Origin of the sequence: Streptomyces sp. SID12501 (genome assembly GCF_010550245.1) — a bacterium.
Classification (GTDB): domain Bacteria; phylum Actinomycetota; class Actinomycetes; order Streptomycetales; family Streptomycetaceae; genus Streptomyces.
The window spans coordinates 1-13,114 of the sequence record NZ_JAAGLU010000001.1 but is presented as its reverse complement, the minus strand read 5'-3'; the positions used below and the strand labels follow the sequence as shown (position 1 = coordinate 13,114).

Genomic DNA, 13,114 nt, shown 5'->3' with positions numbered 1-13,114 from the left:
CGGTTACCGCCTCCGAAGGAGGCACGAGTGGAGACCATGACGTACACGTACTACGACCACGGAACCGCCGCGGAGCGCTGGGAGCGGGCGGGACTGTTCTTCGACGCCAAGGACTACGCCGGCGCGGCGCGTGTTCTGGACGGGTTGGTCAAGGAGGTGCCGGAGCAGACCGCACCCCGGCTGCTGCTGGCCCGCGCCTACTACCACTCGGCCCAACTGCAGCGCGCTGAGGCCGAGTTGCGCGTCCTCGTCGACCGCGACCCGGTGGAGCAGTACGCCCGGCTGATGCTCGGGCGCACGCTCCAGCGCCAGGGCCGCCATGAGGAGGCCGCACCGCACATGAAGCTCGCCTCGGCTCTCGCAGGCGACTTCGAGTAGATCTCCGTACGACGGACGAGACGGCCCGGCTCCCCAGCTCAGGAGGGGAGCCGGGCCGTCTCTCGTATCTACTTCGCGCCGACCCGCTCCCCGCGTGTGCGCCCGCCCCGCCGGTGGTCGATCTCGCCCAGGATCACGTCGACGGCGATGAAGGCGGCCAGCGGAATACCGAGCAGCGGAACGAAGTAGCCCACGACGGCCACGCCCGCCAGCAGCGCCACGAGGAGCAGCGGGGGCACCTGCTGCCAGGCGCCGCGCGGGATCGGGCGGCCGAAGGCGGAGGCCCGGCCGCGAAGCCACCACATGCGGTATCCCCACAGGATGAGCAGGACGAGCGAGAGGGCGAGGGCCATCAGCGCGAGCTGGTTGACGATCCCGAACAGGACCCCGGTGTGCGCGTCGATGCCCCAGCGGGTCAGCTTCGCGAGGACCGGGTAGTCGGCGAACCGGAGGACGTCGAGGACCTCGCCGGTCGACGGGTCCACGGCGACCGCGTCCTGCTTGGTGGGCCAGCTGCGCTGGACCTGCTTCACGACGTACGCGGAGGACTCGTCCGCCGGCGGGACGATCTCGACGGGGTCGCCCAGGCCCTCGGCGCGGGCCGCGGCCAGCACCTTGTCGAGGCCGACGCCGTGCTCGCCGGTGCTCCCGGCACCGGCCGCCGCGCCATGGCCCGTGTGTTCGCCGCCCGCCGCCGCCGAGACGGACGGGGTGGACTGGCCGAGGGAGGTGCGCAGGACGTCGATGTTGGCGCCCGCGTACGTCGACCAGGTCAGGCCGGTGGCGGAGAGGAAGATGAAGCCGGCCGAGGCCCAGACGCCGACGGTGCCGTGCAGACCGAGGGTGCGGCGCCGTCCGCTGGTGCCGCGCACCTTGCGCTGGGTACGACGGCGGGCGAACCACAGCACCAGGCCGCCGCCCGCGATCACCCACAGCCAGCTCGCGGCGAGTTCGCTGTAGAGGCGGCCGTTCTCACCGAGGTGCAGATTGCGGTGGAACTCACTGAGCCAGGTACGCAGAGGCAGCGCGCCCGTCGAACCGTACTGCTCGAGCGCGCCCTTCACCTTCGCGGTGTACGGGTCGACGAACACGGCGAGCGTGTGGTCGGCACCGACCCCGGCCACACCGGACAGCATGACCCTCGTCGTGGCGTCGTCCTCGGGCGAGGGACGTACGGCCGCGACGGTGCCCTCGGGATGGGCCTTGCGCGCCGCGGCCACCTGCTCGGAGATCGGCAGCTTGGTGTCGCCCACGGAGACGGTGAACTCGTCGGCGTAGACGATCTTCTCGGCCTGGAAGGAGGCCGCGTACAGACCACCGCTCAGGGCGGCGACCAGCAGGAACGGGGCGACGAGCAGGCCCGCGTAGAAGTGCAGCCGCAGGACGAGCGGGCGGAGCGTGGCGGCTGCGGACGGTTTCGCCGGGGTGGAGGATTTCGACGAGTCCGGTGCGTCCGGGGTTTCGTCCGTCGTGGTCGTGGGAGCGATGGACATCGGCGGGCTTCTCCGGTGGGCTGGGGAGGGTGAGCGGGGAAGACGGCTGTGGGGGTGCACGGCTGAAGGCGGTAGGAATGTGAGCGGTACGACTGTGGGGACGGTTCAGTAGTCGGACCGTCGGGCCGTCGAGTTCCCGGCCCGGCCAGTGGCGTACGTCACACAGGTGGGCGCCGGGTGTCGGAGACGCGTGGCATCCTGGCGCCATGGCAACTCCCCATGACCCGAGCACCCTTGCCGACCGGGTCGAACGACTCCTCGCTGTCGGCGGCCCGTTGCCGATCGTCGCCGCCGGCGATCCGGTGCTGCGCCGTGGCACCGTGCCCTTCGACAGGCAGCTCGGCCCGGAGCTGCTGGGCCGCTTCGTCGAGGCGCTGCGCGAGACCATGCACGCCGCACCGGGCGTCGGTCTGGCGGCGCCGCAGGTCGGGGTGGAGCTGCGGATCGCGGTCGTCGAGGACCCGGCGCCGGTGCCGGAGGAGGTGCGGCTGGTGCGCGGGCGCGTGCCGCTGCCGTTCCGGGTGCTGGTGAATCCGTCGTACGAAGCGGTCGGCGCCGACCGGGTCTCGTTCTTCGAGGGCTGTCTGAGCGTCCCGGGCTGGCAGGCGGTGGTGTCCCGGCCCGCGACGGTACGGCTCACGGGCCAGGACGAGTACGGGCATCCGGTGGACGAGGTGTTCACCGGCTGGCCGGCCCGGATCGTCCAGCACGAGACCGACCATCTGGACGGCACGCTCTATCTCGACCGCGCCGAACTGCGCTCGCTGTCCTCCGGCGCGGCCATGGCGGAGCGGTGGGCCCAGCCGACCCCGGCGCGAGCGGCCGAGGAGCTGGGTTTCCCCCTCTGACCGCTCATCTCCGCCGACCGCCGGTGCTGTTCCTGCTTTCTCCTACTTCCCGTCCCGGTAGGCCTCCAGCAGCCGCAGCCAGACCTCGCTGATCGTCGGGTACGACGGCACCGCGTGCCACAGCCGTCCCAGCGGCACCTCGCCGGCGACGGCGACGGTCGCCGAGTGGATCAGTTCGCCCACGCCGGGTCCGACGAAGGTCACGCCGAGCAGGGTCTCGCGGTCCAGGTCGACGACCATGCGGGCGCGGCCCCGGTAGCCGTCGGCGTACAGGCCGGCGCCCGCCACCGAGGAGAACTCCACGTCGACCGCGCGCACCCGGCGGCCCGTCTGCTCCGCCTCGGCGAGGGAGAGGCCGACGGACGCCGCCTCCGGGTCGGTGAAGACGACCTGCGGGACGGCGCCGTGGTCGGCGGTGGCCGAGTGGGCGCCCCAGGGGTCGGTCTCCAGGAGCGGTACGCCGGCCGCGCGGGCGGCGATGGCGGCGCCCGCGATCCGGGCCTGGTACTTGCCCTGATGGGTGAGGAGGGCGCGGTGGTTGACGTCGCCGACCGCGTACAGCCACTCGCTGCCGGTGACCCGGAGGCTGTCGTCGACCGACAGCCAGGAACCCGGCTCCAGGCCGACCGTGTCGAGGCCGATGTCGTCGGTGCGCGGGGCGCGTCCGGTGGCGAAGAGGATCTCGTCGGCCTCGATCCGGTCGCCAGTGTCCGTGACCGCCACGACGGTGCCGTTCTCCCTGGTCACCGACTGGACCGAGGTTCCCGTGCGGACGTCCGTGCCTGCCTCCGCCAGCGCCTCGGCGACCAGTTCGCCCGCGAACGGCTCCATGCGGGGCAGCAGGCCCTTGCCGCGCACCAGCAGGGTGACCCGTGAGCCGAGCGCCTGCCAGGCCGTGGCCATCTCCACCGCGACGACACCGCCGCCGACGACGATCAGGCTGCCGGGCACCGACTTGGCGCTGGTCGCCTCCCGGCTCGTCCAGGGCCCGACCTCGGCGAGGCCCGGCAGGTCGGGCAGTTGGGCGCCGGTGCCGGTGCACACGGCGACCGCGTGCCGGGCCGTCAGCGTCCGCGTCGAGCCGTCCTCGCCCGTCACGGTCACGGTGCGCGGGCCGGCCAGGCGTCCCTGGCCCCGGTAGAGGTCGGCGCCGATGCTCTCCAGCCAGCCGATCTGTCCGTCGTCCTGCCAGTTCGAGGTCTCGTAGTCGCGGTGGGCGAGGACCGCCTCGGCGTCCAGGGGGCCCTGGACGAGGTGGCTCAGGCCGGGCACCCGTCGGGCGTCGGCGCGGGCGATGACCGGGCGCAGGAGGGCCTTGCTGGGCATACAGGCCCAGTAGGAACACTCGCCGCCGACCAGTTCGCTCTCCACGATCGCGGTGGACAGGCCGGCCGCGCGGGTGCGGTCGGCGACGTTCTCCCCCACGGGCCCGGCACCGAGCACCACGACGTCGTACACGTTGGTTTCCGTTTCCGTCATGGGGTCAGTCTGGTAGGTGGCGTGGCCCGTGGCCACACGGGTACGGGCGCGGAATACGCGGTGGCCGGGCCGTGTTGTGCGAGCGCACCGGCAACGACCCGACAGCAGGAAGAAGAGGAATCAGGTCATGAGCAGCACCGTGGAGCTCACCAAGGAGAACTTCGACCAGACGGTCACAGAGAACGAGTTCGTGCTGCTCGACTTCTGGGCGTCCTGGTGCGGGCCGTGCCGTCAGTTCGCCCCGGTGTACGAGAAGGCCGCCGAGGACAACCCGGATCTGGTGTTCGGCAAGATCGACACGGAGGCGCAGCCGGAGCTGGCGCAGGCCTTCGGTATCCAGTCGATCCCGACGCTGATGATCGTCCGGGACCAGGTCGCGGTGTTCGCGCAGCCGGGTGCCCTGCCCGAGGCCGCCCTGACGGACGTCATCGGGCAGGCCCGGAAGCTGGACATGGACGAGGTCCGCAAGTCGGTCGCCGAGCAGCAGGCCCAGCAGGGCGAGTAAGCCCCGCCGGGCCCGGCATCAGGGCCCGGGGCCAACTCCTAGAAGGGGTACGGCGCCACGTCTCCCCGCACCGTCGTCCAGCGGACGTCGGTGAAGGCCTCCAGGTTGGACTCGCCGCCGAACCGGGCGCCGGTGCCTGAGGCGGCGACCCCGCCGAAGGGGGCCACGGCCTCGTCGTTGACCGTCTGGTCGTTGATGTGGACGATCCCGGTCGGGATGCGTTCGGCGAGGTCGAGGCCGCGTGAGGTGTCGCGGGTGACGATGCCGAGGGAGAGCCCGTAGGGGCCGGCCGAGGCGAGGGCGGCGGCCTCGTCGAGGGTGGTGAAGGGGCGTACGGGCGCGACCGGGCCGAAGACCTCCTCCGCGTAGGCCGGGGTCCGGTCGTCGACGTCGGCGAGGACCGTCGGCCGGTAGAAGAGGTCCTCGTGCGTGCCGCCCGCCGCGAGCTTGGCGCCGCTCGCCGTGCTGGCCTCCACCAGGCCGTGGATCTTGGCGAGTTGGGAGCCGTCGATGATCGGGCCGAGGTGGACCTGCGCGCGGTGCGGGTCGCCGACGGCGAGGGAGTCGGCCTTGGCGGCGAGCCGCTCGACGTACTCCCCGTACAACGACTGGTGGACGAGGTGGCGGCCGGTCGTCATGCAGATCTGGCCCTGGTGGAAGAAGGAGCCCCAGGCGGCGGTGGAGATCACCGCGTCGAGGTCGGCGTCCTCCAGGACGATCATCGCGGAGTTGCCGCCGAGTTCGAGGTGGGCGCGCTTCAGGTGGCGTCCGGCCGCCTCGCCGACCGCCCGGCCCGCCGCCGTGGAGCCAGTGAAGGAGATGACGGGCACCAGCGGGTCGGCGACCAGTGCCTGGCCGGCGTCCGGGCCGCCCGGCAGGACGTGCAGCAGGTCCTCGGGCAGGCCCGCCTCGGCGAAGACCGCGGCCAGGGAGAGCCCGCCGCAGACCGCCGTGCGCGGGTCCGGCTTCAGGACGACCGCGTTGCCGAGCGCGAGAGCCGGCGCGACGGAGCGGATGGAGAGGATCAGCGGGGCGTTGAACGGCGAGATGACGCCGACCACCCCGACGGGCACCCGCCGTGTGTAGGACAGCCGGGGCGCCTCCGAGGACAGCACCTGCCCGACCGGGCGGGAGGCGAGGGCGGCGGCCTCGTAGCACTCCTGGGCGGCGACGTGCAGTTCGAACTCGGCCTTGCCGGGTATCGAGCCGGACTCGCGGACGATCCAGTCGCGCAGCTCGTCGGTGTGCGCGGCGAACAGGTCGCCCGCCCTGCGGAGTACTCCGGCACGCACGAAGTGCGGGGTGCGTGCCCAGGCGGCCTGGGCGGTACGGGCGGCCTGCGCGGCCGGTCCGACGTCCTCGCCGGTGGCGAGCGTGACCGTGCCGAGCGCCTCGCCGGTGGCGGGCTCGGTGACGGCGTACTCGGGGCCCGACAGGGGACGGGCGGCATGGGACTGCCAGGTCTTGGGGTCGAGCAACGGCATTGCGGCTCTCCGTTTCGTCACCGGCGGGACGCGCGGAGCGAACGCGGGTCCCGTGTGGTTCGCGGCCGTTCGTCAGCCGCGGGGCGGGATGCGGTGATCCGGTGCGCGGCAGAGCAGCACGCGCCTCCGGTGGTCGACGGCATCCCCACTGGTTGAGCGTGCAACATCCTAGTCACGCCGTACGAGAACCGCGCCGCAGAAGTCGCCGCGCGCGGAAGACGGTTCAGCTGGAGTCGCGGTGGACGAGCGTCGCTCCGTGGACGTGGTGGGTCTCGGCGTCGGCACCGGGGTTGCGCACGGCTCGGTCCACGAGTTCCGCGAGATCCCGGCCGGCCGGGAGTTCGATGTGCACCGTGCTCAGTCTGGGCCGCAGCAGCCGGCCGAGGACCAGGTCGTCGGCGCCGACCAGCGCCGTGTCGTCCGGGACGGTGACGCCCGCGTCCTGCAGGGCCCGCATCAGCAGCATCGCGTACTCGTCGTTGAACGCGAAGACGCCGTCCAGGCCGAGTTCGGGCCAGCGGGCGGCCAGTCGGGCCGCGGACTCCTCCTCGTACGCCAGCGGCAGCACGGTCACCGAGGCGTCCGTGCCCTCCACCGCGCCGCGCACCCCGTCGAGGCGGGGCTTGGAGAAGACCTTCAGGCCGGGCTCCTCGGGCACGACGACGCCGATCCGGCGGCGGCCACGGGCGTACAGGTGCGCGCCCGCGACGCGGCCGACGCCTTCGTGGTCGACGAGCAGGCTGTGCGCGCCCTCGATGCGCTCGGAACCGAGCGTGACGACGGCCCGGGCGCCGGAGCGCTTGAGGACGGCCACGCCCTCGGGTCCGATCCCGCCGACGGGCACGAGGACGGCGGCGGGCCGCAGTTCGGCCCAGGCCCGGGCGGCCTCGTCGCCGCGCAGGCCGACGGAGGCGTACTGGACGACGGTGTAGTCGAGGCGGCTGAGCGCCCACTGGAGGTCGTTGATGAACTGGCTGTAGAGCGGGCCGATCGGCATGCTCGGCGCGGGCATCAGGACCATGCGGCTGTGCCCGGCCCGCAGACTGCGGGCCGCCGCGTGCGGAACGTACCCGAGTTCCTTCGCGGCCTCGTGGACCCGACGGCGGGTGGGTTCGCTGATCCGGACGGCACTGGTGTTGTTGAGGACGTAGGAGACGGTTGCGCGCGAGACGCCGGCCAGGCGTGCCACATCCGCGCTCGTGGGCACGGAGCGCGGCTGGGGCGTCGCCGGGGCGGCCGAATTCGGTATCTGCACCATGACGTATGGCATCTTTGCAGAAGCTCGGGGCACAGTTTTGACCGGGGGAACTTCGCAATCGACCCGATAGCAAAGGCAGTTGACGAAAGCGCTTCAGGAAAGCGCTTTACTGAAACGCTTTAATAAGATCATTCCCAGCAGCCCGAAGCCTGTTGTACGACCACTTCACGACCACACTCCGCACCACCGCGCAGTGAACGCGCTTTCCGGACACGCGGGGTCAAGTCACGGACAGGTGCGACCGGTTGGCCGATCCCGCACACCGGAGTGCGACCGGCGCAGTTGGCCGAAACTCGCCCTCAACGCGAAGGCGTACCGCCCGCGATCCGGTCGACGAGGTCGATCCAGCCCGCCTCCAGCCGCTCCGGCGCCATCCCGCACTGCTTGGTCAGGTGATGGATGAGGGCCGGATCCAGGTATCCCATCAGCGTTTTCGCGAGGAGTTCGCAGTCGGCACCCGGGATCGCCTGACGGAGCAGCATGGTGACGTGGGCGGACAGCACCATGCGCGGTGCGGAAGCGAAGCGGCGGCCCGGTTCGCCCTCTGCGGCGAGTTGCAGTTCCAGTTCGTCGACGGCCCGGCGCAGCACCGCGACACCGAACGCGCGCAGCCGCTCCACGGGCGGCGCCCCGGGGCCGAGCGGCGGCGGACCGGCCAGGAAGGCGGCCTGGAGTTTCCGCTCCGAGTGGTCGAGCAGGGCCATCAGCAGACCGGTGCGGTCCCCGAAGCGCCGGAACACGGTCCCCTTGCCCACCTGCGCCGCGGCGGCCACCGCCTCCATCGTCACGCCCGCCGCGCCGAACTGCTCCACCAGGCGTGCGGCGGCCTCCAGCAGGCGGGCGCGGTTGCGTGCGGCGTCGGCGCGCAGGCACGGCTCGTCGGCTCTGGCCTCGGTCCCGGCATCGGCGCCGACACCGGGACCCAGTTCCAGCAGCAGGGGCTCACCGGCCCCCCACGAGGGCTTCGGGAAGGGCGGCAGGGAGTCGGACATGAAGACAGCGTAACGCCTCGGAAGAAAACTGGACCGCGGTCCGTTTCACTGGTAGAACTGCAAACGGACTTCGGTCCGGATCGTGACGACAACGTTTCAGCCCCTGTGGAGTCCTTATGTCTGTTCGCATACTCGCCCTCGTCGGCAGCCTTCGTGCCGGTTCCACCAACCGCCAGCTCGCCGAGGCTGCCGTGAAGCTCGCCCCCGAAGGCGCCGAGGTCGTGCTGTTCGAAGGCCTCGCGGACGTCCCGTTCTACAACGAGGACATCGACGTGGAGGGCAGCCTGCCGGCCTCCGTCGTCGCACTGCGCGAGGCCGCCAACTCGGCCGACGCGCTGCTGCTCTTCTCGCCCGAGTACAACGGCACGATTCCGGCCGTCCTGAAGAACGCCATCGACTGGCTGTCCCGCCCGTACGGTGCCGGCGCCCTCACCGACAAGCCGCTCGCCGTGGTCGGCACCGCGTACGGCCAGTTCGGCGGCGTCTGGGCGCAGGACGAGGCGCGCAAGGCCGCGGGCATCGCCGGCGCCAAGGTTCTCGACGTCAAGCTCGCCATCCCCGGCTCGCTGGTCCGTTTCGCCGAGACGCACCCCTCCGACGACGCCGAGGTCGCCGCTCAGCTGATTGAGGTCATCGGCCTGGTCCACGCCGAGGCCACGTCCGCCGCCGCCTGATCGGCGTACACATGACGGAGGGCCGGAGCCGCACAGGTTCCGGCCCTCCGTCATGTCCGCCCGGCCGCCCCGGCCTCAGCCCAGCTCGGCCGCGCGCCGCGCCGCCGGGGCCACGAACCGCTCGATCCAGGCGGCCGGTTCGCCCGTGCGCGGTCCCAGCATGACCGTCTCGATGCCGAACTTGGCGTAGCCCTCGATGTCCCGGACGAAGGCGTCGACGTCGTTCTCCTCGGGCGCGTCGCCCATGTAGAGAAGCGTCCTGGTGATGTCGTCGTACGGGCGTCCCACGCTGTCGCAGTGGCCGCGCAGGACGTCGAGCTTGTGCCCGACCTCCTCCGGGGTGCTCGCGAACAGGTTGCAGGCGTCCGCGTACTGGGCGACCAGGCGCAGGGTCTTGCGCTCTCCCCCGCCGCCGATCATGATCTCCGGACGCGGTGAGCTGACGGGCGCCGGGACGCAGAGGGTCTCGGCGAGCCGGTAGTGCGTGCCCTCGAAGGGCCCGTTGGCGTCCGGGTCCCACATCTGGAGACAGATCCGCAGAGTCTCCTCCAGCCGCTCGAACCGCTCGGCCGTCGCCGGGTACGGCACCCCGAGCCCCTCGTGCTCCCGGTCGTACCAGGCCGCCCCGATGCCGAGACCGGCCCGGCCGCCGGAGAGCACGTCGAGGGTGGTGGCGATCTTGGCGAGCAGTCCGGGGTGGCGGTACGTCACGCCGGTCACCAGCGCGCCGAGGCGGACCGTGGAGGTGTGGGCGGCGAGGAAGCCGAGGGTTGTGTAGGCCTCCAGCATGGGATCCTCGGCGCCGCCGTTGAACTCCATCTGGAAGTAGTGGTCCATGACCGTGAGCCGGTGGACGCCCGCCGCCTCAGCCGCGGCACCGGCCGCCGCCAGCTCGGAGCCGAGCGCGGGGCCGCCGCCGGGATGGTTGAACCGATTGATGTGCACGCCGAGCCGCATGTCCGTCTCCGTTCGCCTGCATCCAGCGGTGTTCCGGGTACGAAGCTAGTTCTTGGAGCGCACACGAAGTCAAGCGTGAGGCTGGGCCGCCTCGGCCTCCTCCTGCTTCTTCGACGCCCGCAGGCTCGTCACGGTCGTGACGGCCAGTACGAGGACGATGAAGCCCAGCGAGAAGGGGATGGAGATCTCCGGCACGTGGACGCCGGACTCGTGCAGCGCGTGGAGCACGAGTTTCACCCCGATGAAGCCGAGGATGATCGACAGGCCGTAGCTGAGGTGCACCAGTTTCTTCAGCAGGCCGCCGATGAGGAAGTACAGCTGGCGCAGGCCCATCAGGGCGAAGGCGTTGGCGGTGAAGACGATGTACGGGTCCTGGGTCAGCCCGTAGATGGCGGGGATGGAGTCGAGCGCGAACAGCACGTCCGTGGAGCCGATCGCGAGCATGACGACCATCATCGGCGTCATGATCCGCTTGCCGTTCTCCACGATGAACAGCTTGGTGCCGTGGTAGCGGTCCGCGACACCGAACCGCTTCTCGGCCATCTTGAGCAGCTTGTTCTCCTCGTACTCTTCGGCCCCCTCCTCGTGCGAGCCCTTCTTGGCGTCCTGGACCAGTTTCCAGGCGGTCCAGATGAGGAAGGCGCCGAAGATGTAGAACACCCACGAGAACGTGGAGATGATCGCCGCGCCCGCCGCGATGAACCCGGCGCGCAGTACGAGGGCGACCAGGACACCGACCATCAGTACCCGCTGCTGGTACTGCGAGGGCACCGCGAACTTGCCCATGATCAGGACGAAGACGAACAGGTTGTCGACGCTCAGCGACTTCTCGGTGATGTACCCGGCGAAGAACTCACCGGTGGGCTTGGAACCACCGTAGATCGCCAGCCCGAGCCCGAACAGACAGGCGAGGACGACCCACACCACGGTCCAGGTGCCGGCTTCTTTGAGGGACACGTCGTGGGGTTTGCGGCCGATGAAGAAGTCGACGGCGACGAGGACGCACAGGCCGACGACTGTCAGCGTCCAGACGGCGAATGAGACGTTCACAGGTACTCCAGAGGAAGGGGGGCAATGGCAGCGTTGTCATCACCACTGATCATTTCCACCCCAATACGGTGAACAACGATTCATCACCTGGCAAAATCCCCAGGTCAGTGGCGCAGGCGCCGTTTCGGCCGAGACAGGGCCGACCGGGCTACCCGCCGGATGGCGGGCAAGTCCCGCCGTACGGCGGTGTGCCGGAACCCCGGGGCCGCGCGGATCATCGCCGTACGAGCCGCCGCACGCAGCATGAGGAGCAGAGGCAATGACGCTTACGCCGCCCCCGTTCGACCCTGAACTCGCCGCCGTCCTGGAGATGATCAAGGACACGTTGCCGCCCAGGCTGACCATGGACGAGATCGAGGCTGTGCGCAACGGACCCGGCATCGCGATGCTCGCGGACATGGACCTGACGCTGGACGGGGCCTTCGAGGTCGAGGACCGGGTCGTGCCCGGCCCCGAGAACGCGCCCGGTATCTCACTGCTGATCTGTCGTCCGACCGCTCCGGCGACGGACGGCCCCCTCCCCGTGATCTATCACGTGCACGGCGGCGGCATGGTGCTCGGCAACAACCGTGTCGGTGTGGACGGCCCGCTGCGGTGGGGCAAGGAGCTGGGCGCGGTCGTGGTGTCCGTGGAGTACCGGCTGGCGCCGGAACACCCGTACCCGGCGCCCATCGACGACGTGTACGCCGGGCTGCTGTGGACCGCCGAACACGCCGTGGAGATCGGCGGCGACCCCGAGCGGATCGTCATCGCGGGCGCCAGTGCGGGAGGTGGCCTGACGGCCGCGCTGGCACTGCTCCTCAGGGACCGCAAGGGTCCGCGGCCCCTCGGGCAGCTGCTGATGTGCCCGATGCTCGACGACCGCAACGACACCCCGTCCACGCACCAGATGGCGGGCCTCGGAGTGTGGGACCGCACGGCCAACGACACGGGGTGGACGGCGTTGCTCGGCGAACGGCGCGGCGGCCCGGACGTCTCCCCGTACGCGGCTCCGGCCCGCGCGCAGGACCTGTCCGGCCTTCCTCCGGCCTTCCTCGACGTCGGCTCCGCCGAGACGTTCCGCGACGAGGTCGTCGCCTACGCCACGAGCCTGTGGCAGGCCGGCGGAGTCGCCGAGCTGCACGTATGGCCGGGCGGCTTCCACGGCTTCGACGGCTTCGCCCCCCAGGCGGTCCTCTCCCAGGCCTGCCAGTCGGCCCAGCTGGAGTGGCTGCGCAGGCTCCTCGCGGAATAGGACGGCTGGGGACTGCGAGTCCCCCGATGGGGCGCAGCCCCAAAGGGGCGCGGGGAACCGCGCGACCAGCCACCGCCGAGCCCGCGGCGAAATGCTGGGCCATAGCCGGCAGGGGGCATGGCCAAGACCTGGGGGCGCAGCCCTCCAGGGGCGCGGGGAACTGCGCGACCAGCCCCCACCGGGCCCGCAGCAGAATACTGAGCCACTACCCCGCAAGGAGCATGGCCAGTGCCTGGAGGCGCAGCCTCCCAGGGGCGCGGGGAACCGCGCGGCCGGCCCCCACCGGGCCCGCAGCCAAGGAACCGCGCAACCTGCGGAGCAACTGGCACCATGGGGCCATGAAAGAGCTCGCGGGGCGGCTGACCGCGCTGGATCCGGATGCCGGTGCCGCCGTCCGGGTCATCGCCTACTTCGACCGGCTGGCCGAGCACCGGGCCGGCCTCGAGGCGCTGGTGCGCGGGGTCGCCGTGCTGGCCGGTTGTCCGGCGCGGCTCGCCGACGCCGGGCGGCGGGTGCGTCTGCGCGTCGAGACCGACGGGCGCCGCCGGGACACGGACCGGCCGCCGGACCCCGACTGGCCGTCCGCCCCGCTGTCGCCGGACGGTGCCCCGGCGCTGTGGCTGGAGCGGACGGGGGCGCCCAGTGTCGTCGACGCGGTGATCCTGGAACGCGCGGCGGCTGCCATCCGGAGCGTCCTGGACCGCACCCGTGGCCGTGCGCCGACGGCCCCCGCCGACGACCCGGCGAGATCGGAAGAGCACA

12 protein-coding genes and 1 pseudogene are annotated in these 13,114 nt (G+C 71.5%); 6 read left to right on the top strand and 7 right to left on the bottom strand.

The window, feature by feature from the left end; translation table 11 throughout:
- Positions 1-36 precede the first annotated feature (36 nt).
- On the top strand, positions 37-378 hold the full coding sequence (locus tag G3I71_RS00065) for a tetratricopeptide repeat protein (protein ID WP_164312034.1): 342 nt from the start codon (positions 37-39) through the stop codon (positions 376-378).
- Positions 379-446: 68 nt separating this feature from the next.
- On the opposite strand, the gene G3I71_RS00060 is transcribed toward G3I71_RS00065, so the two are convergent.
- Entirely contained in the window at positions 447-1,871 is a 1,425-nt protein-coding gene (locus G3I71_RS00060) for a PepSY domain-containing protein (RefSeq protein WP_164311760.1), read from the bottom strand.
- A 206-nt stretch (positions 1,872-2,077) separates the two neighbouring features.
- Here G3I71_RS00060 and G3I71_RS00055 point away from each other — a divergent pair, with 206 nt between their 5' ends.
- Positions 2,078-2,719, top strand: coding sequence for a peptide deformylase (locus tag G3I71_RS00055; RefSeq protein ID WP_164311759.1), 642 nt, complete (start codon positions 2,078-2,080; stop codon positions 2,717-2,719).
- 42 nt (positions 2,720-2,761) lie between these two features.
- Here G3I71_RS00055 and G3I71_RS00050 read toward each other — a convergent pair whose 3' ends face one another.
- On the bottom strand, positions 2,762-4,198 hold the full coding sequence (locus G3I71_RS00050) for an NAD(P)/FAD-dependent oxidoreductase (protein WP_164311758.1): 1,437 nt from the start codon (positions 4,196-4,198) through the stop codon (positions 2,762-2,764).
- A gap of 127 nt (positions 4,199-4,325) precedes the next feature.
- On the opposite strand from G3I71_RS00050, the gene trxA reads away from it, so the two are divergent.
- Positions 4,326-4,703, top strand: a complete 378-nt coding sequence (gene trxA / locus G3I71_RS00045; RefSeq protein WP_164311757.1) for a thioredoxin — start codon at positions 4,326-4,328, stop codon at positions 4,701-4,703.
- Positions 4,704-4,741: 38 nt separating this feature from the next.
- Here the strand turns inward: trxA and G3I71_RS00040 are convergent, their stop codons facing one another.
- From G3I71_RS00040 to G3I71_RS00030, 3 genes are all read right to left on the bottom strand, one after another.
- Entirely contained in the window at positions 4,742-6,187 is a 1,446-nt protein-coding gene (locus G3I71_RS00040) for an aldehyde dehydrogenase family protein (RefSeq protein WP_164311756.1), read from the bottom strand.
- Between the two features lie 223 nt (positions 6,188-6,410).
- The gene (locus G3I71_RS00035; RefSeq protein ID WP_203728950.1) at positions 6,411-7,457 is read right to left on the bottom strand and encodes a LacI family DNA-binding transcriptional regulator; all 1,047 of its coding nucleotides are present in this window, start codon (positions 7,455-7,457) and stop codon (positions 6,411-6,413) included.
- A 287-nt stretch (positions 7,458-7,744) separates the two neighbouring features.
- Positions 7,745-8,437: a TetR/AcrR family transcriptional regulator gene (locus tag G3I71_RS00030; RefSeq protein ID WP_164311754.1), complete on the bottom strand. Its 693-nt coding sequence runs from the start codon at positions 8,435-8,437 to the stop codon at positions 7,745-7,747.
- A gap of 116 nt (positions 8,438-8,553) precedes the next feature.
- On the opposite strand from G3I71_RS00030, the gene G3I71_RS00025 reads away from it, so the two are divergent.
- On the top strand, positions 8,554-9,111 hold the full coding sequence (locus tag G3I71_RS00025; protein ID WP_164311753.1) for an NADPH-dependent FMN reductase: 558 nt from the start codon (positions 8,554-8,556) through the stop codon (positions 9,109-9,111).
- A 75-nt stretch (positions 9,112-9,186) separates the two neighbouring features.
- Here G3I71_RS00025 and G3I71_RS00020 read toward each other — a convergent pair whose 3' ends face one another.
- Together G3I71_RS00020 and G3I71_RS00015 are read right to left on the bottom strand one after the other, a co-directional pair.
- Entirely contained in the window at positions 9,187-10,068 is an 882-nt protein-coding gene (locus G3I71_RS00020) for an LLM class F420-dependent oxidoreductase (protein ID WP_164311752.1), read from the bottom strand.
- Positions 10,069-10,137: 69 nt separating this feature from the next.
- Positions 10,138-11,118 carry a TerC family protein gene (locus G3I71_RS00015; protein WP_164311751.1) on the bottom strand — a complete coding sequence of 327 codons (981 nt, stop codon included), beginning with the start codon at positions 11,116-11,118 and terminating at the stop codon, positions 10,138-10,140.
- Positions 11,119-11,377: 259 nt separating this feature from the next.
- On the opposite strand from G3I71_RS00015, the gene G3I71_RS00010 reads away from it, so the two are divergent.
- Positions 11,378-12,352, top strand: a complete 975-nt coding sequence (locus G3I71_RS00010; RefSeq protein WP_164311750.1) for an alpha/beta hydrolase — start codon at positions 11,378-11,380, stop codon at positions 12,350-12,352.
- Positions 12,353-12,690: 338 nt separating this feature from the next.
- Positions 12,691-13,114, top strand: a pseudogene (locus G3I71_RS00005) (PucR family transcriptional regulator); the annotation flags it as partial.

What these genes read in the sequence shown, in the direction of transcription:
- G3I71_RS00065 (WP_164312034.1), top strand. Translation starts at nt 37, where the DNA reads ATGACGTACACGTACTACGACCACGGAACCGCCGCGGAGCGCTGGGAG.
- G3I71_RS00060 (WP_164311760.1), bottom strand. Translation starts at nt 1,871, where the DNA reads ATGTCCATCGCTCCCACGACCACGACGGACGAAACCCCGGACGCACCG.
- G3I71_RS00055 (WP_164311759.1), top strand. Translation starts at nt 2,078, where the DNA reads ATGGCAACTCCCCATGACCCGAGCACCCTTGCCGACCGGGTCGAACGA.
- G3I71_RS00050 (WP_164311758.1), bottom strand. Translation starts at nt 4,198, where the DNA reads ATGACGGAAACGGAAACCAACGTGTACGACGTCGTGGTGCTCGGTGCC.
- trxA (WP_164311757.1), top strand. Translation starts at nt 4,326, where the DNA reads ATGAGCAGCACCGTGGAGCTCACCAAGGAGAACTTCGACCAGACGGTC.
- G3I71_RS00040 (WP_164311756.1), bottom strand. Translation starts at nt 6,187, where the DNA reads ATGCCGTTGCTCGACCCCAAGACCTGGCAGTCCCATGCCGCCCGTCCC.
- G3I71_RS00035 (WP_203728950.1), bottom strand. Translation starts at nt 7,457, where the DNA reads ATGCCATACGTCATGGTGCAGATACCGAATTCGGCCGCCCCGGCGACG.
- G3I71_RS00030 (WP_164311754.1), bottom strand. Translation starts at nt 8,437, where the DNA reads ATGTCCGACTCCCTGCCGCCCTTCCCGAAGCCCTCGTGGGGGGCCGGT.
- G3I71_RS00025 (WP_164311753.1), top strand. Translation starts at nt 8,554, where the DNA reads ATGTCTGTTCGCATACTCGCCCTCGTCGGCAGCCTTCGTGCCGGTTCC.
- G3I71_RS00020 (WP_164311752.1), bottom strand. Translation starts at nt 10,068, where the DNA reads ATGCGGCTCGGCGTGCACATCAATCGGTTCAACCATCCCGGCGGCGGC.
- G3I71_RS00010 (WP_164311750.1), top strand. Translation starts at nt 11,378, where the DNA reads ATGACGCTTACGCCGCCCCCGTTCGACCCTGAACTCGCCGCCGTCCTG.